Consider the following 18,843-nt stretch of genomic DNA (forward strand, 5'->3'; position numbering starts at 1 on the left):
AACAAGACGCTCTTAATAGTTTGAAAGAGCCTCTACGAGTTGAGAGGCTCGCTTAGGGTTAACGGACTTTCAATGTCGCTAGACCAATCAGTACTAATACCATTGAGATGATCCAAAAACGTACGATTACGCGCGGCTCCGGCCAACCTTTAAGTTCATAATGGTGGTGAATCGGTGCCATTCGGAAAATACGCTGACCACGCAGTTTGTAAGAACCCACTTGCAGAATAACGGACAAGGTTTCCATAACAAAAACACCACCCATAATAACCAGTACCAACTCTTGGCGGACTAACACAGCAATGACACCCAATGCACCACCCAGCGCTAGAGAGCCAACATCGCCCATAAATACTTGAGCAGGGTATGTGTTGAACCATAAGAAACCAAGCCCAGCACCCACAATTGCCGTACAAACCACAACCAGTTCAGATGTGTATGGGATGTATGGAATGTGTAGGTATGCCGCGAAGTTAACGTTACCCGTAGCCCAAGCAATCACAGCAAAACCAGCCGCAACCATAACCGTTGGCATAATAGCTAAGCCATCTAGACCGTCTGTTAGGTTTACCGCATTACTGGTACCAACAATAACAAAGTACGTCAGTACTATGTATAACAAGCCTAACTGTGGCATCACTTCTTTGAAGAAAGGAACAACCAGTTGTGTTGCCGCGGTATCTTGCCCGTGAGCATACAGAGCAAACGCCACAACCAATGCAATAGCCGACTGCCAAAAATACTTCCAACGAGCAATCAGGCCATCGGTATTCTTGCGAACAACCTTACGATAGTCATCAACAAAACCGACCGCACCGTAACCACCAAGTACAACTAATACCGCCCAAACGTAAGGGTTTGAAAGATCAGTCCACATCAATACCGTAATAATGATCGCAGCTAAGATCATCACACCACCCATGGTCGGTGTACCACGTTTGCTAAAGTGGGATTCAGGTCCATCATTACGAACAACTTGACCAATTTGTAGCATTTGCAGACGCTCAATTAAACGAGGTCCCATCCACAACGACAGACACAAAGCAGTCAAAATACTCGCGATTGCACGAAACGATAAGTATTCGAACAAACGGAAAAAAGAAAAGTGTGGCTGTAGTAGCTCTGCAAGCCAAATTATCATGAAAAGTTCTCCTTTAAAGCAGCGGCTATTTTACTCATTCCTGCACTATTTGCGCCTTTTACCAACAAGGTATGTGACGCGTTTTCTGGCAAGCATAAGTGCTGCTCTATGTGCGCGATCATCGCTTGATGCGTGTCAAAGTGAGTACCATGACAGATCTCACTAATCACTTTGGTATCATTACCGTAAGTGAGTACATGCTCAAAAGCGAATGGGGCAGCATATTCACCGACTTGACGGTGAAGTGCAAGGCTTTCATCACCTAATTCAGCCATATTGCCTAAAATTAGCCAACGTTGACCTTTGAAGCTTGACAGCAATTTAGCTGCCGCCTTCATTGCTGGCACGCTGGCGTTATAACTGTCATCTATCAGCTTGATATTCTGACTTAATTGTTGAACCTCAACTCGTCCTTTAACCGAGATAAGATTCGCTAAACCATTTTTCACTTCATCCAGCGTGGCACCAAATTGAATACTCAACGCTGAAGCAGCTAACGCATTCGCTACGTTATGCTGACCAATAATGCCAAGCTCAATCGGCATAGCGCCTTGCGGTGTTTGCATCTCAAAGCAAGCTTCGCCCAGATCATTAATGCGAATATTCTTAGCAAAGTAATCCGCCGTGTTGTCGTTTTCTGAAAATGTCAGTACCATTTTATCTGCAAGTACTTCACTCCAAAAGTCGCCACCGTTACTCTCTAAATTAACAATAGCAGTATCACCGGTAGCAAGCCCCTGAAAGATTTCACCTTTCGCTTGTTTAACACCATTAATTGAGCCAAAGCCTTCTAAATGCGCGGCAGCAACGTTATTAACCAACGCCACCTGTGGTTTCACAAGCTGCGTAGTATAGGCGATTTCACCAATGTGGTTCGCGCCCAGCTCTATCACAGCATAGTCATCATTTGGTTCACTGCGCAGCAAGGTTAGTGGGACTCCAATATCATTATTGAAGTTACCCGCCGTAAATAGCACCTTGCCACGTTGTTGTAGAATACTTGCGACCATCTCTTTAACGGTCGTCTTACCGCAGCTACCTGTAATCGCCATAGTTGGGACATTACATTGTTCATGAATCCAAGCACTTAGCTGACCTAAAGCCAGTTTAGTGTCTTCGACAACGACTTGAGTAATATTTAGGTCAAGTTTTCGTTCAACTAACAACGCGCTCGCATTTGCCTCCACCGCTTGATGGCAAAAATCATGCGCATCAAAACGTTCACCAACGATAGCGACAAACAGTGCGCCTTCTTCGACGGTGCGAGTATCAGTAGAAACGGCATTAATTACGCTATTGTTTGACTTACCAGCCTCAATTAGCTCACCGCAGACAGCAGAACAAATTTGCTCGAGTGATACATCAATCATTATGAAATACCTAAAAGTTGAAGCGCAGACTCTCTGTCTGAGTAATGGATCGTTTCGTCTTTCAATACTTGGTAATCCTCATGGCCTTTGCCAGCCAAAAGAATAATGTCATTGCTACACGCTTGCTCTAAAGCAAACTTAACCGCTTGATAGCGATCATGCTCGACGAACGCCGATTCTGGTTCATTTAAACCAGCAAGCATGTCTTTGACAATAAGGGCTGGATCTTCGCTGCGAGGGTTGTCATCTGAAATAATAATTTTGTCGGCGAACTGCTCTGCCGTTACCGCCATCATTGGACGCTTACCGGTGTCGCGATCACCACCACAACCGAAGACTGCCCACAGTTGCCCAGAGCAATGCACGCGCAGTGCCGCCAACGCTTTTTCTAGTGCATCTGGTGTATGAGCGTAATCGACAACCACTTTTGCCTTATTCGGAGTTTGGAAAAGCTCCATACGGCCAATGACAGGTTGAAGCTGAGGCGCAGTGTCGACCAAGGTTCGCTTGTCGATACCTAACGAAAGCAAAGTCGCAAAAGCAACCAGTACATTTGATGCGTTGAACTGACCAATCAGTGGAACAGAAAGCTTCCCTTGTCCCCAACTACCATCGAAAGACAGTTGAATACCGGTTTCTGCATAAGCGACATCAAATGCCCATACCGATTGTTGATAGCCCGCTAGCGGTGACAATGAAACGGCTATGGCATTAGATAAATCTGACACCCAAGCTTTACCCACGTCGTCATCCACATTAATGACTGCATGCTTACATTTGTGGCGAGTAAACAGGCTCTTCTTAGCCAATGCGTACTCTTCCATCGTGCCGTGATAATCAAGATGATCACGACTCAAATTAGTGAATACACCAACTTCGAAGTCCAAGGCTTTAACGCGACCTTGCACCAAACCATGAGAAGATATTTCCATTGCTGTGTAAGCTGCGTTTTCTTCCGCTAACTCACTCAGTGTGCGTTGTATTTCAATAGCACTGCCGGTGGTATTCGCCGCGATTTTTAGATTGTCTAAAAAGCCATTACCTGTGGTACCCATTACCGCAGAACGTTGACCAACAAGATCAAGCCACTGAGCAAGTAATTGAGTGATGGTGGTTTTACCATTAGTACCTGTAACGCCAATCAGCTTAGTCGCTTGAGAAGAATAAACTCGGCCAGCCAGTTCAGAGAGAATTGAATTTAGCTCTGCTACATAAACAACAGGAACTGCATTTAACCACTCAATCAAGCCATGAGCTTTGCCATCACCAGCCTGTGCAATGACGGCTTTCGCACCTTGCGCGACGGCTTTGTCAATAAAGCGACGACCATCAACGGCATGTCCAACGATGGCAACAAAAATATCACCGTCTTTGATTACACGGCTATCCAACTCCAACTGCTCAACCGTAATCGCATCCAGTTCAGGTGAACTAAAATCCCCCCAAGGAGAAAGTAAAGATGACAGCGTGAGGCTATTACTCATATTGAATCCTGATTGGCTCTATTCTTGAAATTTGTTTTCATCAGCAGGGACATTCAGTATTTGCAGTGCACCCTTCATGATTTCAGAAAAAACGGGAGCGGCTACCGAACCACCGTAGTAAAGATCGCCTTGAGGCTCATTGACCACCACAACCAGTGCAACTCTTGGGTCGCTAACCGGGGCAAAACCTGATGTAACAGCGATATACTCATCACTATAACCACCAGCTTCGGCTTTACGAGATGTACCCGTCTTGGCTGCCACTCGGTAACCAGGCACTGCGGCTCTTGTTGCCGTACCGCCTTTTTGGGTTACCCCTTCTAGCATTTGCAGGACCAGTTCAGCATTTTCGCGCTTGATGATCTGCTTAGAGAAACTTCGATCGTTACTCTTAATAATATGAATCGGCTCATACATTCCTTTATTCGCCAGTGTCGCATAAGCATGCGCTAGCTGGAGCGGCGTCACAGATAGGCCGTAACCAAATGATAAGGTGGCAATTTCAAACTTAGACCAACGGCGTCGATTCGGGAAGATACCACTAGTTTCCCCTACTAGGTTTAGACCAGACATTTCACCCAGTCCGACAGAACTATACATCCCAAGCAAAGCTTCTAGTGGCATATCAAGCGCCAATTTTGCGACACCGATGTTACTCGACTTCTTTAAAATCGTTGCTAAATCAGCTTTGCCAACTTTCGATGTATCACGAACACGGCTACCACCAATACGCATGATGCCATTACCAGTATTGATAACCGTATCAGGGTTAGCTGTGCCATTTTCTAGTGCGGCTAAAAGCACGAAAGGTTTCACTGTCGAACCCGGTTCCATCGCATCGGTTAAGACACGGTTACGCATCTTAAAACTTTGCAGGTCAGCACGGTTATTCGGGTTATACGAAGGAGCATTAACCATCGCCAAAACAGCGCCAGTTTTTACATCCAATAAAATTGCAGAACCCGAAGTCGCTTTATGATCAGCGACTGCCTGCTTAATTTCTCGATAGGCTATTGCTTGTAAACGCTGATCAATGGTGAGCTCTAATTGCTTACCTTGTTCGCGCTCCTCTAATGCAATATTCTCTACCACACGGCCATAACGGTCTTTACGTATTGTTCGCTTACCCGCTTCACCAGTGAGCCATTGATCATAGCTGCGCTCTACGCCTTCAAGCCCATGACCATCGATACCCGTCACACCAATCAAGTGTGCACTGATCTCCCCCGCAGGGTAATAACGACGAGATTCAGCTTTAAGGCCAACGCCGACCAGCTTTAGATCACGGATATACTTAGCCATTGCTGGGCTAACTTGCCTTTGCAGATAAATAAATCGACGGGACTTGTTACTAGAGATTTTATCGATCATCGATTGTCGTTCTAAACCAAGTACATCCGCTAACGCATACCAACGATCGATTTGGGCCATGCCATTTTTATCGAAAATAGTTTTTGGGTCAGCCCATACCGCTTCAACCGGAACACTAACCGCAAGCGGTTCGCCATTGCGGTCTGAGATAATACCGCGAGCAGAAGGAATTGCCTTCACACGTACAGAACGAAGGTCGCCCTGGCGAATCAAGTTATCTGGTTCAATGATTTGGATATAGGCCACACGGGCAACCAATGTCGCAAAGGCAAGGAACACGAAAGCAATAACGACGTTAAAACGCCATTTTATTAGAGTTGGATTAGAATCCTTTTCGCTCTTCACGCGCTCTTTCGTTGATTTATTAACAGCTCTCGTGCGTGCTTTTTCCTTTTTAGCGGTCATTTTAGTGTGATCACAACTTCTTTGTCAGAGTCTGGACGTTTCATGTCTAGCTCTCTTTTTGCCGATGCTTGAACACGACTATGTTCTGCCAGTGCTGTCTCTTCAAGCATTAAATTACGCCACTCATCATCAAGTTGCTCTCGCTCTACCAATGCCGTGTCTTTTTGCGTGATCGCCTGACGTGACATATGTGTTGTGAGAACGACCCCCATCGCACTCGCAAAGATACAGATAAGAAGCACCAATGGGACCTTGCCCACAGAGATCAAATCAAAAAATATTATCTTGGCTAAATTAGGCTTAGAGGTCTTCATTGGCTAAAGTTTTTCTGCAATTCGTAGCACTGAACTACGTGAACGAGTATTCTCATCCACTTCATCTTTCGATGGTTTAATCGCTTTACCAACAGGCTTAAGGTCAGCACTACCTAGCGCTTTGATCTGCTCTTCTGTTAGTGGCAGGCCATGAGGTACTTGAGGGCCTTGGCTCTCTTTGCGAATAAAGCGTTTCACCATGCGGTCTTCAAGTGAGTGGAAGCTGATCACCGACAATCGACCTTCTGGAGCAAGGATGCTTGCCGCACCTTTTAGTGCCGTATCAATTTCTTCAAGCTCACTGTTGATGTAGATACGGAATGCTTGGAAAGCACGGGTGGCTGGATGCTTTTTCTCTTTGAAGTTTTTTGGCGCTACATCAGAGATAAGCTTAGCCAATTGGCCAGTACGCGTTAACGGTTCGTTCTCTTCGTTCTCTTGATAAGCAATGATGCCTTTCGCGATACGACGAGCGTGTTTATCTTCACCGAATTCACGGATAACCCATGTGATGTCATCAAGATCCGCTTCAACTAACCATTGCGATACCGGAATACCCGTAGTTGGATCCATACGCATATCCAATGGGCCGTCTTTCATAAAACTAAACCCACGCTCAGCATCATCCAACTGCGGTGAAGAGACACCCAAATCCAATAAAACACCATCCACTTGACCGACTAAATCATAACGCTCTGCGTATTCAGCAATACCTGAAAATGGGCCATGAATAATCGTAAAACGAGGGTCATCAATTTTTTGTGCTTCTGCAATCGCTTGTGGATCGCGGTCGATACTAAAGAGTCGCCCATTCTCGCCCAGTTTAGACAGGATTGTACGGCTATGACCACCGCGTCCAAAAGTACCATCAATGTAGGTACCGTCAGGTTTTATCGCAAGTCCGTCAATAGATTCGTTAAGCAATACTGAAATATGTTTGAATGCTTCTGTCATAGTCTTCTCAGTGAGTGGATTGAGCCATTAGTTCGGCAATAATTGGTTCTATTAACGTTTTAGTGTACTGATTTCACACTGTATCTCCACCATATTGTGTACAGGCTTTGGAATTTTTGCCCCAAATTTATATCAGGATGAAAGATTTTAAGGAAATCTAAATCATTTACGTCAATATAAAGCAAAAAACCCATCACTACCGTTAAGTAATGATGGGTTCTTTATATAGGTGGAGTTGACACATACGCCGGGTTCTGTTCCGCTTGCGCGGTGGTAACCATTCGTCTAGGCCTGCAATCGCTCACAGGCTCAAGCAATCTACCCGCCCCCAAACACGAGCAATGCTATGTGAGGGCCTATTTGATCTTGCTCCGGGTGGAGTTTACCTTGCTACGAACTGTTGCCAGTCGCACGGTGCGCTCTTACCGCACCCTTTCAGCCTTACCTGTGCCTCTTCCGAAGAAATGAGGCCATCGGCGGTCTTCTCTCTGCTGCACTTGTCGTGGGCTCGCGCCCCCCAGACGTTATCTGGCACCCTGCTCTATGGAGCCCGGACGTTCCTCCCCTTTACCAGTCTCCCGAAGGACTTCAACATCAGTTTCCCGAAGGACCTCAATGTCAGTCTCCCGAAGGACATCAATAAAGCAGCGATTACCCGTTCAACTCCGAGGGCGGATTGTATAGAGATTAATGTGCAGTGTCTAGCGAGATCACAAATATGCTGCAAACCGTTAAGCAAGTGCACGAATTTCACACAATTTAGGCACAAAAAAAGGAGCGACGGTATCACCTTCACTCCTTAGAACCTTTTCAATACAAGTTAGCTACTCTATAAAATATAAAGCGCACTCTAGTTGTCTAGATGCTCTAAGCCCCATTTGTATAAAGCGTTCTTTTTCAGGTTATAGATCTCGGCCGTCATCGCCGCTGCTTTTTTAAGGGGCAGTTCTTTGGTTAGAATGCCCAATGTGCGAGTCGCTTCATCAGGCAGCTCTGTGGTTGCTGCTTCACGGTGACCATGAATCAGTAGCACCATTTCACCGCGCTTACGGTTCGAATCTTCTTCAATCCACTCAATCAACTCACCTAATGGCAGACCTTGAATCGTTTCAAAGGTCTTAGTCAACTCACGCGCCAACACAACCTCACGGTCGGGGCCTAAAATCTCTAGCATGTCTTGCAGAGAGTCGGAAATACGATGCGGTGATTCATAGAAGATACACGTGCGCTCGGCCTTTGAAATCTCTAAGAACTTGTCTTTACGACCCTTGCTCTTTGGCGGTAAGAAGCCTTCAAAGCTGAAACGATCAGATGGCAAACCAGAAGCACTGAGCGCCGTAATCACAGCACAAGCACCAGGAAGTGGCACAACTCTCACACCCGCTTGACGACATTGCGATACAAGATGGTAACCTGGGTCACTGATTAAAGGGGTTCCCGCATCAGAGACTAATGCGATAGACTGACCTTCTAATAACTTTTCAACTAGAACTTGCGCTTTGGTTTGTTCATTATGATCATGTAGAGCAAACGTTCTGGTCGGTATATTGAAGTGAGCGAGAAGCTTACCCGTGTGACGTGTATCTTCGGCTGCAATAACATCGACACTTGATAAAATTTCAATTGCTCTTTGAGTGATATCTCCCAAATTTCCGATGGGGGTTGGCACAATATAGAGAGTTGGGCTCTCTGTGAGCAAGGTTTTGTTATCTGTCATTTGTTTACCATCACTTCAACGATTAATATAGATACAAATTTATACGGAATTTAAAGAACTCATGGCAACGATGAACCATAAGAGACTCAGTGTACCACGCTTACTCACTCCAATTGCATTAGCAATTACATTGGCGGCTTGTTCTTCAGGTCCTCAAGCACCAACGCGTGTTGATATCACACTCGATCCAGCGCAATCAACTGAAAGTTACATGATCCAGGCAGATAGTAGCAAAGGTAGTCTACAAAACGACTGGTTAATCATGGCGCTTAAAGCTTCTGTGCAAGCAGGAAAAACCGATCAAGCGACTCTACTTATCAAACGCTTAGCGAGACAAGAGCTGAGTGAAATCCAGCAAGCCGAATGGCAGCTAGCTCGAGCGCAGCTGTTGGTTAATAACTCGCAACCAGGTCAAGCCTATAAACAATTGAACTTTCAGCCTTGGTGGAAGCTTCCCAACGAGCAATGGAAAGATTATCACGAGCTACGCGCGGATCTTTTAGAGATGAAAAGCGAATATTTCGAAGCGGCTCGTGAGCTAGTCCTTTACTCTGAATACGCTGACAGCGACGACGAAAGCCAACAACAAACCGCCGACCGTATTTGGCAAAACCTGAATAGCTACTCTCAATACGAGATTCTTGAACTCAAAACGTCGCCTACAGAAGACGTTCTTGCAGGTTGGTTGCAACTGTCTATTTATACTAAAACACTGAATGCTAACCTTCCTGAACTACAGAAAACACTGTCTGATTGGTTGGCAGAGAACCCGCGTCATCCTGCCGCGACCTACACACCCCAAGCAATCAATGACATTGTAGCTTTAGAGATCAGTAAACCAACCAGCACAGCTCTGTTACTACCATTAACTGGCAAGTACGGTAAGCAAGCACAACTCGTCCGTGATGGCTTCATTTTCGCTATGATGAATGACAAAGAACGTGAAGAAGACGCAACGCTGACTGTGTTGGACACCAACATCCAAAGCATCGTTGAAATAAAAGCAACGTTGGAAGAAAACAACGTGGATTTTATTGTTGGCCCGCTAATTAAGAACAACATAGTCAAGCTTCAAGAAGCACAACAAGATCATGAAAAGGCAATTCCAGCACTTGCGCTAAACATCCCAACTCAACTAGAACCGAATAGCAATATTTGCTATCTCGCCTTGTCGCCAGAGCAAGAAGTCGCTCAAGCCGCGAAACACCTTTTTTCTCGAGGCTATAAGTATCCGCTAATCCTAGCTCCGAAAGGGCGCCTAGGTAACAGAGTTGAACAAGCGTTTAAGAAAGAGTGGAAAAAATACAGCAACAACGATGTCGCCATGAGCTTTTTCTCTGACAAACGCCAATTACAACGCAATGTGAATCAGGTATTCGGATTACAAGAAAGCCAGCAGCGTATCGCCCAAATGGATGGGCTACTGAACCTAGACCTAGAAACCGAGCCTCGCAGTCGTCGCGATATAGATTCAGTCTACATTGTGGCTAAAAACTCAGAACTCACGCTGATCAAACCTTTCATCGAGGTTGCAATTAATCCTGATGCAGACCAACCCGCATTGTTCTCAAACTCACGTAGTAATAGCGGTGATAGGCAGTATGAAGATCTAACAGGTGTTTTTTACAGCGACATTCCTCTGTTAGTTGACAACAAAAACGAACTGAACAAAGAGCTAAATGACCTATGGCCAACCAACTCAAACGGCCAAAAGCGTCTACAAGCGCTAGGGATGGATGCTTACTACCTGATGGGTGCTCTGCCATTGATGAAAGCTGTTCAGGGGCACAGTATTCCAGGTGAAACCGGTGTGTTGACCATCGATAACAACTGCGTTGTACAACGTGAAATCAGTTGGGCAGAACATGGGGCTTTTTAGCCGAAAATGTTTAACTAAACCAACAATCACCCACAAACAAGTGGGTGATAAATACGAGGCTATGGCAAAATCTTATCTGATAAACCACGGTTTATCGTTAGTTCAAGAAAACTTCATAGCAAAATGTGGTGAGATTGATCTTATAATGCGCCATAACAACACGGTTGTGTTTGCTGAGGTAAAATACCGCAAGCAGACCCGCTACGGACATGCCGCTGAAATGGTGACAGCCAAAAAGTCACAGAAGCTGCTCAAAACAGCTAATATCTGGCTGATGAAGCAAGGCCTGTCGGTGCACTCTACAGATTTCAGGTTTGATATCGTTGCCATTGAAGGGCCGAATGACAATATCAACTGGATTCAAAACGCGATTACCCAAGGATAAACATGCTAGACAGCATTAAAGAAAGTTTTACAGAAAGTATTCAAATCCAAATTGCGGCTGCAGAAGCATTGCCAGACGCAATCACGCATGCCGCTCAAGCCATGGTTGCGACCTTGCTGAACGGGAACAAAATTCTTTGTTGTGGTAATGGTGGTTCGGCGTCGAATGCTCAGCAATTTGTATCGTGCCTACTCAATCGCTTTGAAACCGAGCGCCCTAGCCTTCCAGCTATGGCACTAATGGCAGACAACACTACGCTAACAGCAGTGGCCAACGACTACCACTATGAAGAGATCTTCTCTAAGCAGGTACGAGCGTTTGGTCAAACCGGGGATATTTTACTGGCTATCTCGACCAGCGGTAACAGCAAGAACATCATTAAGGCAATGGAAGCGGCGGTTACTCGTGACATGACAATCATCGCCTTTACGGGTAAAGATGGTGGCGAGATGGCTGGTCTACTTGGTGAGCACGATGTCGAGATTCGTATCCCTTCACACCGTACCGCGCGCATTCATGAAGTACACATGGTGACACTACACTGCCTATGTGACCTAATCGATCAAGTACTCTTCCCAGCCCACGAAGAGTGATATACGGAGCATCACAATGAAATCATTAACCTCTATGAAGCTATTTAAGCTGATTAGTGTTTCGCTACTTACACTATCCCTATCTGGTTGTGCTGGCCTTTTCATTGCTGGTGCAGCAACCACTGCGAACTTAGTCACTGACACTCGAACAACCAAAGAGATTTGGAACGACAACAATATCGAATTTGAAGTAGCAGCTATTACCAACAAACAACCCTACCGTGGCAATGTTCGCATCACCGCTAGCTCTTACCGAGGTTCAGTGGTATTAATGGGACAAGCGACCACAGACGCTGAGCGTCGTGCTTTTGAAAACCAAGCTAAAGATGTGTCTGGTGTAGAGAGCATCCATAATCAGGTTCGCGTTAAGCAGCCATTGTCTATCAGTGCCATCAGTAACGACAGCTGGATTACCACTAAGGTGAAATCAGCATTGTTGGCTAAATCAGAGCTAAACGGTATAAAAGTGAAGGTAATTACTGAAGATTCAGAAGTATTTCTGCTTGGATTGGTTTCCCGAGAACATGCAGATATCGCGACAGAAGTCGCACGCAATATCTCAGGGGTAAAACAGGTAATACGCGCCTTTGAATATGGTGACGAAGAGACGGCCGTTAACTAGCCTTAAGCCAGTCAATTGAATGCTATATAGCAGAAAAGAAAAAGCAGCGACGAGTCGCTGCTTTTTTATTTGGTCGCTATTTAACTAACGCTATTTGATAACACGAAGGCTTGGACGGCCTTTTGCTGGGCGAGGTGGCTCAGAATCTGAGTCAAGCTCTTCAGCATCGACGTCTGCCGTCGCTACGCTCAAAGATGGTCCTTTTTCTGCATCTTCAAAAGGAGCTTCTTCAATCCCTTCTTCAAACGTTTCCATGTAGGCCTCTTCAGGTTCAAACATGGTACCAGCACCATTCTCGCGAGCATAAATTGCTTGTACTGCGTAAAGTGGCACAATCACAGAGTGTGGACGACCGCTAAAGCGAGCACTAAATGTCACAGCTTCGTTACCCAGTTCGAGTTGTCCAACCGCACGAGGCGCAATGTTCAGAATGATCTGACCATCTTGAACAAACTCTTCTGGAACTCGTACACCCGGCAAGGTTGCTTCAACAACAAGGTGTGGAGTCAGTTCGTTATCAACCAGCCAGTCGTAAAATGCACGAAGCATATATGGTCGGCGTGGTGTCATATTTGAAATATCCATAACGCTTAGCGAACCAGTCGCATCTCACGCTCAGCTTCAGTTAAAGAAGCTAGGAATGAATCACGTTCAAAGACGCGGTTCATGTACACTTTAAGCTCTTTAGAACCTGGGCCAATCAGTTCGATACCAAGCTCGGGTAAACGCCATAGTAGCGGAGCTAGGTAACAATCAATTAAGCTAAACTCTTCGCTCATGAAATACTCATATTCAGCAAAGATAGGAGCAAGAGTCAGTAGGTCGTTGCGCAGTTTAACGCGAGCTGCTTCAGATTCTTCAGCATTGCCTTTAACTACCTTCTCTGCAACTGAATACCAGTTACGCTCAATTCGGTACATCATTAGACGGCTATTACCACGAGCAACCGGGTATACAGGCATCAATGGTGGATGAGGAAAACGCTCATCAAGATATTCCATAATGATCTTTGAGTCATATAGAGCAAGCTCACGATCAATAAGAGTAGGTACTGATTTGTACGGGTTCAATTCAACAAGCTCTGCTGGGAGATTTTTCTCATCAACCAACTCAACTTCAACACTTACGCCTTTTTCAGCAAGAACAATGCGCACCTGATGGCTATACATATCAGAGGCACTTGAGAAAAGAGTCATCACAGAACGTTTATTGGCAGCTACAGCCATGGAGCCCTCCAGTACACTTTAAATAAAAACAATGGAGGCCTAAAGCCTCCATTGAACATTAACATAATTTGGAAATTAGCGAGGCATTATAGCACAATTAGTGCACATCACGCCAATACTCTTTCTTCAGCAAAATCACGATGATAGTGAAGATTACTAAGAAGGCCATTACCCACCAACCCATAGCGTGACGCTCAAGTTGAACAGGGTCACCTGAGTAAACCAAGAAGTTAACAAGGTCACGAACTGCTTCGTCGTATTCACCAGTACTGAGTTCGCCAGAGCCGTCAGTTTCAGTACCAACAACCACTGTTACCTCTTCGCCATCTACCATATGAGTATCGTAGATTGGCGTTGGAATACCTTGCAGCTCTTCAAGAACATGCGGCATACCAACACTTGGGAAAACAATGTTGTTCACACCAAATGGACGAGACGGATCTTCATAGAAAGTGCGAAGGTATGTGTATAGCCAGTCAGCACCACGCACACGAGCCACTAAGGTTAGGTCAGGTGGCGGAGCACCAAACCAACTTGCCGCTTGTTCTGATGGCATAGCGTTAATCATTAAGCTACCGACTTTCGCTTCCGGATCGAAAATCAGGTTTTCCTTCATTAGATCGACAGGGATCTCTAAATCATTCGCAACACGCTCATAGCGTTGGTACTGCGTTGAGTGACAAGCGAAACAGTAATTCATGAACAGCTTAGCGCCGTTTTGCAATGAAGCTTTGTCAGTTAAATCATTGTTCGCTTTGTCTAATGGTACGTTTGCACCCGCTGCCATCGCCAGTGACGGCAACATAGCAAATAAAATTACAATCCACTTTTTCATTTGAATGTCACCCTTTCTGGTAATGGTTTCGTCACTTCATTTTTACTGTAGAACCACAGTAGAACGAAGAACATGAAGTAACCTAAGCTAAATATTTGAGCCAGTAGCGTATACGTTGGCGTTGCTGGAAGCGCACCAAGTATACCAAGGGCAATAAAGCTTATTGTGAATTGGATGATATTAATCAAATGCAGTTTGCTACGGTAACGGTAAGAACGCACTTTACAACGGTCGAACCATGGCAGTAGGAATAGCACCACAATAGATGCCCCCATTGCTAAGACACCTATCAGCTTATCAGGAACAGCACGAAGTACAGCATAGAACGGTGTGAAGTACCAAACTGGAGCAATATGCTCTGGTGTTTTCAGTGGGTTTGCAGCTTCAAAGTTAGGCGGCTCAAGGAAGTACCCACCCATCTCTGGGTTAAAGAACAGTACATAACAGAACAAGAATAGGAAGCCGGCAACACCAACCATATCTTTCACAGTCCCGTATGGGTGGAAAGGGATAGAGTCGATGATGTCGTATTTCTTCGTGTAATCCTTGTGGAATGGGAACTGAGTTTTATAGTCGTCGCCCATTGTACCTTTAGGAAGCTTAGTTTCGATACCGTCAGGGTTATTCGAACCAACTTCGTGCAGCGCTAGTACGTGAAGTACGATAAGCAGCAATAGTACGATTGGTAGAGCGATAACGTGCAGTGCGAAGAAACGGTTCAGCGTTGCACCAGAGATGATGTAGTCACCACGGATCCACAGCGTTAGGTCATCACCAATAACAGGGATTGCACCAAATAGAGATATGATTACCTGAGCACCCCAGTAAGACATTTGACCCCATGGTAGTAAGTAACCCATGAAAGCTTCAGCCATAAGTACTAAGAAGATCAACATACCGAAGATCCAAAGTAACTCACGAGGTTTTTGATAAGAACCGTAGATTAGACCACGGAACATATGCAGGTAGATAACGACGAAGAATGCCGAAGCGCCCGTCGAGTGCATGTAACGCAGTAACCAACCGTATTCCACATCACGCATGATGTATTCAACAGATGCAAATGCGCCATCGCCAGATGGTACGTAGTTCATTGTTAGCCAAATACCGGTAAGGATTTGGTTAACCAGTACCAACATTGCTAAAGAACCAAAAAGGTACCAAAAGTTAAAGTTCTTAGGCATTGGGTATTCAGATAAGTGCTTTTTATAAGCATTCATCGCGGGTAGACGTTTCTCTACCCAATCAAGAAGTCCTTGCATTATGCGTCTCCCTCGTCCACACCGATCATGATCTTAGTGTCACTCAAATACATATGCTTTGGCACCACAAGGTTCAACGGTGCCGGTACACCTTGGAATACTCGGCCTGCCATATCAAACTTTGAACCATGACAAGGACAAAAGAAACCAGACTTAACACCCTGAACTTGCTCTGCGAAAGAATCAGGCAAATAAGTAGGAGAACAACCTAAGTGTGTACAGAAACCAACAGCAACGAAGAATTCCGGCTTAATCGAACGGAACTCGTTCTGTGCGTATTCTGGTTGTTGTTCAGTTTCAGATTGAGGATCACGAAGTTGACCACCGATCGACTTTAGGTTCTCAAGTACCGATTCAGCTCGGCGTACAACCCATACAGGCTTACCTTGCCACTCGACACGAACCATTTGTCCCGGTTCTAACTTACTGACTTCCACTTCCACCGGTGCACCTGCAGCTTTCGCCTTGGCACTCGGGTTCCATGATTTTATAAAAGGCACGGCTACAGCAGCTGCTCCTAAACCACCAACAACGGCTGTTGTTGCGGTTAAGAAACGCCTGCGACCGTTATTTAAAGGCGCGTTGCTCATCCAAACATTCTCCCATTTGCTCTTTATGGATTGAAATCATTCCGATTAAAGAGCATGGCTAACAAAATATGTATTTAGTTCTATTTATTGACGGCAAATGATAAATAAAACCCTACTTTTTGACAAGATAAAGCTACCTTTTTGTAACAATCATGAGGCAAAGCGCACATTGGGTTACAAAAGCTTTCAAAATATAAGAATTTGGAAATAAAACGAGGGATGGAAAGCATTTAGAGGGGGGTATAAAAACAAAAAGCCCGGCATATAGCCGAGCTTTGAACCACAATTCCAGTAATAAAACTGAGAGCGTGTGCTTTTTCGTAAAGAAAAATTAACGCTTAGAGAATTGAGGTTTACGACGTGCTTTACGTAGACCAACTTTCTTACGTTCAACGCAACGAGCGTCACGCGTAACATAGCCAGCTGCACGTAGAGCAGGACGTAGAGTTTCATCGTACTCCATAAGAGCGCGAGTGATACCGTGGCGGATTGCGCCAGCTTGACCAGAAATACCACCACCAGAAACGGTGATGTAAAGGTCAAGTTTCTCAGTTAGTTTAACTAGCTCAAGAGGTTGTTTAACAACCATACGAGAAGTTGGACGACCGAAGTAAACATCAAGGCTACGCTTGTTGATTACGATCTCACCAGAGCCTGGTTTGATGAAAACACGAGCTGCTGAGCTTTTGCGACGACCAGTGCCGTAGTATTGATTCTCTGCCATTGTCTTAATCCCCTTAGATGTCTAGTACTTGTGGCTGTTGAGCAACATGGTTGTGCTCAGCACCAGCGTATACTTTTAGCTTACGGTACATTGCGCGGCCTAGAGGACCACGTGGTAACATACCTTTAACAGCTAGTTCGATAACCATCTCTGGCTTCTTGTCGATCAGCTTTTCAAAAGTGATAGACTTAAGACCACCTGGGAACTCAGAGTGACGGTAGTAAACCTTACCCTTAGCTTTGTTACCAGTTACAGCAACTTTCTCAGCGTTAACAACGATGATGTAATCACCAGTGTCTACGTGAGGAGTGTATTCTGCTTTATGCTTACCACGAAGGCGAGAAGCGATTTCACTTGCTAGACGGCCAAGAGTTTTGCCTTCAGCGTCTACAACATACCAGTCGCGTTTTACAGTTTCTGGTTTAGCAACGAAAGTTTTCATGCTAATAATTACCTATTTAAAAAATTTACACTTAAGGAATACTCGCGTATTCCCACTGTCTAAGAGTTACCATTCATCACCCCTTCGAGTGTTGGAAAACTCTTGGCATAACGTGATTTTACTCATCGCTAGAGGCCCGCAGTAACGGTAGGTCGCAGGATTATAGAGAAGAGCGAAGAAAAAATCACCTCTTTTTGAACAAAATCACGATTTTTTTAATTCTATTTCTTATTCGAGATAATCAGAGCTAACTTAAGTGTTCTTTTGCCAAATATTCATGGCTCTGCATTTCGATTAAACGCGACTGACAACGTTTAAATTCAAACTCTAGCTGGCCATGGGTATACAATTTTTCTAGCTCCACTTCCGCTGAAATAATCAATTTCACGTTGCGCTCATAGAACTCATCCACTAACGCAATAAAGCGTCTTGCTGCATCATCTGAAGTCGCGCCCATTTGCACAACATCCGCCAACAGAACGGTGTGATAAACCCGAGATAGTTCTATATAGTCATTTTGGCTACGAGCCGACTGACAAAGCTGAGCGAAAGTGCCGTGTAAAACGCCATCACTCACTTTAATGACATCCAGTTGACGGTGATTGACCTCAATCTGTGTGAACTTTTCTTTATCGTCGCCAACTAACTGGGCGTAATATTTTTCGAGATTGATATTCGCTTGGCTATCCAGCGGGTAATGATAAATTTCAGCCTGCTCTAAAGTACGTAGACGATAATCAATGCCGCTATCAACATTAAGAATGTGGCAGTTATCTTGAATAAGTTTGATAGCAGGTAGGAAACGTGCTCGCTGCAAGCCATTACGATACAAATCCGCAGGCGGAATGTTTGAGGTAGCAACCAAAATAACATTTCGAGCAAATAACTCTTGGAACAAGGTGCCTAGGATCATGGCATCCGTAATATCTGAAACGAAGAATTCATCGAAACAGACAATATCCGCTTCTTGCTTAAACTTATCCGCAACTAAAGGCAATGGATCACTGACATTCCCGAGCGCTTTTAACTCGTCATGTACGCGATACATAAAACGGTGGAAGTGAATTCGCATTTTTTTAGTGGTTGGTAGTGCGTCGTAAAACGTATCCATTAGATAAGTTTTCCCACGCCCGACACCGCCCCAAAAATAGAGACCTTTAGGTGGCTGTGGTAATTCTGTTTTTTTGCCCAGTAATTTTTGAAATCGAGTCAGTTGAGGAATGGGCGTATTCATGTAATTTTGGAATTGATGAAAAAGTTCATCTAAAGATTTAACAGCTTGCTCTTGTGCTGGATCTCTTTGAAATCCATGTTCTTTTATATCTTGTTCGTATTTTTTAACGGGATTCATGACGATATTTCCACAATGAAAGCGACATCAGACAGCGAAGAAAAATGCACCTAAACAGTATGAGAGACCATGATATGCGGCGAATAAATCAGCATCAAACTGCTAGGTAGCGCACACGCATTTCTCTTTATACTGCGGCTTTCTCATAGTACCATGGAGCAGTATCACGTGTAACCAA

General features: G+C 44.9%; 19 protein-coding genes and 1 other RNA gene. 4 read left to right on the forward strand and 16 right to left on the reverse strand.

Annotated features, from left to right (window positions below; genetic code table 11):
- Positions 1-58: 58 nt before the first annotated feature.
- From mraY to rsmI, 8 genes are all read right to left on the reverse strand, one after another.
- The gene (gene mraY, locus OCV24_RS11885) at positions 59-1,141 is read right to left on the reverse strand and encodes a phospho-N-acetylmuramoyl-pentapeptide-transferase (protein ID WP_017056044.1); all 1,083 of its coding nucleotides are present in this window, start codon (positions 1,139-1,141) and stop codon (positions 59-61) included.
- Positions 1,138-2,511: a UDP-N-acetylmuramoyl-tripeptide--D-alanyl-D-alanine ligase gene (locus OCV24_RS11890; RefSeq protein WP_017056043.1), complete on the reverse strand. Its 1,374-nt coding sequence runs from the start codon at positions 2,509-2,511 to the stop codon at positions 1,138-1,140. The genes mraY and OCV24_RS11890 overlap by 4 nt, the downstream gene beginning before the upstream one ends.
- Positions 2,511-3,995, reverse strand: coding sequence for a UDP-N-acetylmuramoyl-L-alanyl-D-glutamate--2,6-diaminopimelate ligase (gene murE, locus OCV24_RS11895; RefSeq protein WP_077679966.1), 1,485 nt, complete (start codon positions 3,993-3,995; stop codon positions 2,511-2,513). The genes OCV24_RS11890 and murE overlap by 1 nt, the downstream gene beginning before the upstream one ends.
- A gap of 18 nt (positions 3,996-4,013) precedes the next feature.
- On the reverse strand, positions 4,014-5,771 hold the full coding sequence (locus OCV24_RS11900) for a peptidoglycan glycosyltransferase FtsI (protein ID WP_017056041.1): 1,758 nt from the start codon (positions 5,769-5,771) through the stop codon (positions 4,014-4,016).
- Positions 5,768-6,085 (reverse strand): cell division protein FtsL, encoded by a 318-nt coding sequence (gene ftsL / locus OCV24_RS11905; protein WP_017056040.1) that lies wholly within the window; start codon positions 6,083-6,085, stop codon positions 5,768-5,770. The genes OCV24_RS11900 and ftsL overlap by 4 nt, the downstream gene beginning before the upstream one ends.
- A 3-nt stretch (positions 6,086-6,088) precedes the next feature.
- Positions 6,089-7,039, reverse strand: a complete 951-nt coding sequence (rsmH, locus tag OCV24_RS11910; RefSeq protein WP_137033271.1) for a 16S rRNA (cytosine(1402)-N(4))-methyltransferase RsmH — start codon at positions 7,037-7,039, stop codon at positions 6,089-6,091.
- A gap of 227 nt (positions 7,040-7,266) precedes the next feature.
- Positions 7,267-7,706, reverse strand: an RNA gene (rnpB, locus tag OCV24_RS11915) — RNase P RNA component class A.
- 183 nt (positions 7,707-7,889) lie between these two features.
- Entirely contained in the window at positions 7,890-8,756 is an 867-nt protein-coding gene (rsmI, locus tag OCV24_RS11920) for a 16S rRNA (cytidine(1402)-2'-O)-methyltransferase (protein ID WP_017056038.1), read from the reverse strand.
- A 61-nt stretch (positions 8,757-8,817) separates the two neighbouring features.
- On the opposite strand from rsmI, the gene OCV24_RS11925 reads away from it, so the two are divergent.
- The 4 genes from OCV24_RS11925 to OCV24_RS11940 are packed head-to-tail and all read left to right on the forward strand — an operon-like array spanning position 8,818 to position 12,235.
- A complete protein-coding gene (locus OCV24_RS11925; RefSeq protein ID WP_146449631.1) occupies positions 8,818-10,635 on the forward strand; it encodes a penicillin-binding protein activator in 1,818 nt (605 codons plus the stop codon).
- Positions 10,622-11,020, forward strand: coding sequence for a YraN family protein (locus tag OCV24_RS11930; RefSeq protein ID WP_017056036.1), 399 nt, complete (start codon positions 10,622-10,624; stop codon positions 11,018-11,020). Before OCV24_RS11925 ends, OCV24_RS11930 begins: the two co-directional genes overlap by 14 nt.
- 2 nt (positions 11,021-11,022) lie before the next feature.
- The gene (locus OCV24_RS11935; protein WP_010434705.1) at positions 11,023-11,613 is read left to right on the forward strand and encodes a phosphoheptose isomerase; all 591 of its coding nucleotides are present in this window, start codon (positions 11,023-11,025) and stop codon (positions 11,611-11,613) included.
- A gap of 16 nt (positions 11,614-11,629) precedes the next feature.
- Positions 11,630-12,235 carry a BON domain-containing protein gene (locus OCV24_RS11940; protein ID WP_137033261.1) on the forward strand — a complete coding sequence of 202 codons (606 nt, stop codon included), beginning with the start codon at positions 11,630-11,632 and terminating at the stop codon, positions 12,233-12,235.
- Positions 12,236-12,325: 90 nt separating this feature from the next.
- On the opposite strand, the gene sspB is transcribed toward OCV24_RS11940, so the two are convergent.
- The 8 genes from sspB to zapE form a co-directional block, all read right to left on the reverse strand.
- Entirely contained in the window at positions 12,326-12,805 is a 480-nt protein-coding gene (sspB, locus tag OCV24_RS11945; RefSeq protein WP_150878644.1) for a ClpXP protease specificity-enhancing factor, read from the reverse strand.
- A gap of 20 nt (positions 12,806-12,825) precedes the next feature.
- Positions 12,826-13,461 (reverse strand): stringent starvation protein SspA, encoded by a 636-nt coding sequence (gene sspA, locus OCV24_RS11950; RefSeq protein WP_017056033.1) that lies wholly within the window; start codon positions 13,459-13,461, stop codon positions 12,826-12,828.
- A 97-nt stretch (positions 13,462-13,558) separates the two neighbouring features.
- Positions 13,559-14,296 (reverse strand): cytochrome c1, encoded by a 738-nt coding sequence (locus tag OCV24_RS11955; protein WP_017056032.1) that lies wholly within the window; start codon positions 14,294-14,296, stop codon positions 13,559-13,561.
- Complete coding sequence (locus OCV24_RS11960) at positions 14,293-15,558, reverse strand: cytochrome b (RefSeq protein ID WP_017056031.1); 1,266 nt, start codon at positions 15,556-15,558, stop codon at positions 14,293-14,295. The genes OCV24_RS11955 and OCV24_RS11960 overlap by 4 nt, the downstream gene beginning before the upstream one ends.
- Positions 15,558-16,148, reverse strand: a complete 591-nt coding sequence (gene petA / locus OCV24_RS11965; RefSeq protein ID WP_017056030.1) for a ubiquinol-cytochrome c reductase iron-sulfur subunit — start codon at positions 16,146-16,148, stop codon at positions 15,558-15,560. Before petA ends, OCV24_RS11960 begins: the two co-directional genes overlap by 1 nt.
- 331 nt (positions 16,149-16,479) lie before the next feature.
- Positions 16,480-16,872, reverse strand: a complete 393-nt coding sequence (gene rpsI / locus OCV24_RS11970) for a 30S ribosomal protein S9 (RefSeq protein WP_150878646.1) — start codon at positions 16,870-16,872, stop codon at positions 16,480-16,482.
- A 13-nt stretch (positions 16,873-16,885) separates the two neighbouring features.
- Positions 16,886-17,314, reverse strand: a complete 429-nt coding sequence (gene rplM, locus OCV24_RS11975; RefSeq protein WP_017056029.1) for a 50S ribosomal protein L13 — start codon at positions 17,312-17,314, stop codon at positions 16,886-16,888.
- Between the two features lie 247 nt (positions 17,315-17,561).
- Positions 17,562-18,665, reverse strand: coding sequence for a cell division protein ZapE (gene zapE, locus OCV24_RS11980; RefSeq protein WP_150878648.1), 1,104 nt, complete (start codon positions 18,663-18,665; stop codon positions 17,562-17,564).
- Positions 18,666-18,843 lie beyond the last annotated feature (178 nt).

The sequence above is a fragment of the Vibrio kanaloae genome (assembly GCF_024347535.1).
GTDB classification, from domain to species: Bacteria; Pseudomonadota; Gammaproteobacteria; order Enterobacterales; family Vibrionaceae; genus Vibrio; species Vibrio kanaloae.

Coding starts and splice junctions, on each gene's coding strand:
- mraY (WP_017056044.1), bottom strand. CDS start 1,141: ATGATAATTTGGCTTGCAGAGCTACTACAGCCACACTTTTCTTTTTTC.
- OCV24_RS11890 (WP_017056043.1), bottom strand. CDS start 2,511: ATGATTGATGTATCACTCGAGCAAATTTGTTCTGCTGTCTGCGGTGAG.
- murE (WP_077679966.1), bottom strand. CDS start 3,995: ATGAGTAATAGCCTCACGCTGTCATCTTTACTTTCTCCTTGGGGGGAT.
- OCV24_RS11900 (WP_017056041.1), bottom strand. CDS start 5,771: ATGACCGCTAAAAAGGAAAAAGCACGCACGAGAGCTGTTAATAAATCA.
- ftsL (WP_017056040.1), bottom strand. CDS start 6,085: ATGAAGACCTCTAAGCCTAATTTAGCCAAGATAATATTTTTTGATTTG.
- rsmH (WP_137033271.1), bottom strand. CDS start 7,039: ATGACAGAAGCATTCAAACATATTTCAGTATTGCTTAACGAATCTATT.
- rsmI (WP_017056038.1), bottom strand. CDS start 8,756: ATGACAGATAACAAAACCTTGCTCACAGAGAGCCCAACTCTCTATATT.
- OCV24_RS11925 (WP_146449631.1), top strand. CDS start 8,818: ATGGCAACGATGAACCATAAGAGACTCAGTGTACCACGCTTACTCACT.
- OCV24_RS11930 (WP_017056036.1), top strand. CDS start 10,622: ATGGGGCTTTTTAGCCGAAAATGTTTAACTAAACCAACAATCACCCAC.
- OCV24_RS11935 (WP_010434705.1), top strand. CDS start 11,023: ATGCTAGACAGCATTAAAGAAAGTTTTACAGAAAGTATTCAAATCCAA.
- OCV24_RS11940 (WP_137033261.1), top strand. CDS start 11,630: ATGAAATCATTAACCTCTATGAAGCTATTTAAGCTGATTAGTGTTTCG.
- sspB (WP_150878644.1), bottom strand. CDS start 12,805: ATGACACCACGCCGACCATATATGCTTCGTGCATTTTACGACTGGCTG.
- sspA (WP_017056033.1), bottom strand. CDS start 13,461: ATGGCTGTAGCTGCCAATAAACGTTCTGTGATGACTCTTTTCTCAAGT.
- OCV24_RS11955 (WP_017056032.1), bottom strand. CDS start 14,296: ATGAAAAAGTGGATTGTAATTTTATTTGCTATGTTGCCGTCACTGGCG.
- OCV24_RS11960 (WP_017056031.1), bottom strand. CDS start 15,558: ATGCAAGGACTTCTTGATTGGGTAGAGAAACGTCTACCCGCGATGAAT.
- petA (WP_017056030.1), bottom strand. CDS start 16,148: ATGAGCAACGCGCCTTTAAATAACGGTCGCAGGCGTTTCTTAACCGCA.
- rpsI (WP_150878646.1), bottom strand. CDS start 16,872: ATGGCAGAGAATCAATACTACGGCACTGGTCGTCGCAAAAGCTCAGCA.
- rplM (WP_017056029.1), bottom strand. CDS start 17,314: ATGAAAACTTTCGTTGCTAAACCAGAAACTGTAAAACGCGACTGGTAT.
- zapE (WP_150878648.1), bottom strand. CDS start 18,665: ATGAATCCCGTTAAAAAATACGAACAAGATATAAAAGAACATGGATTT.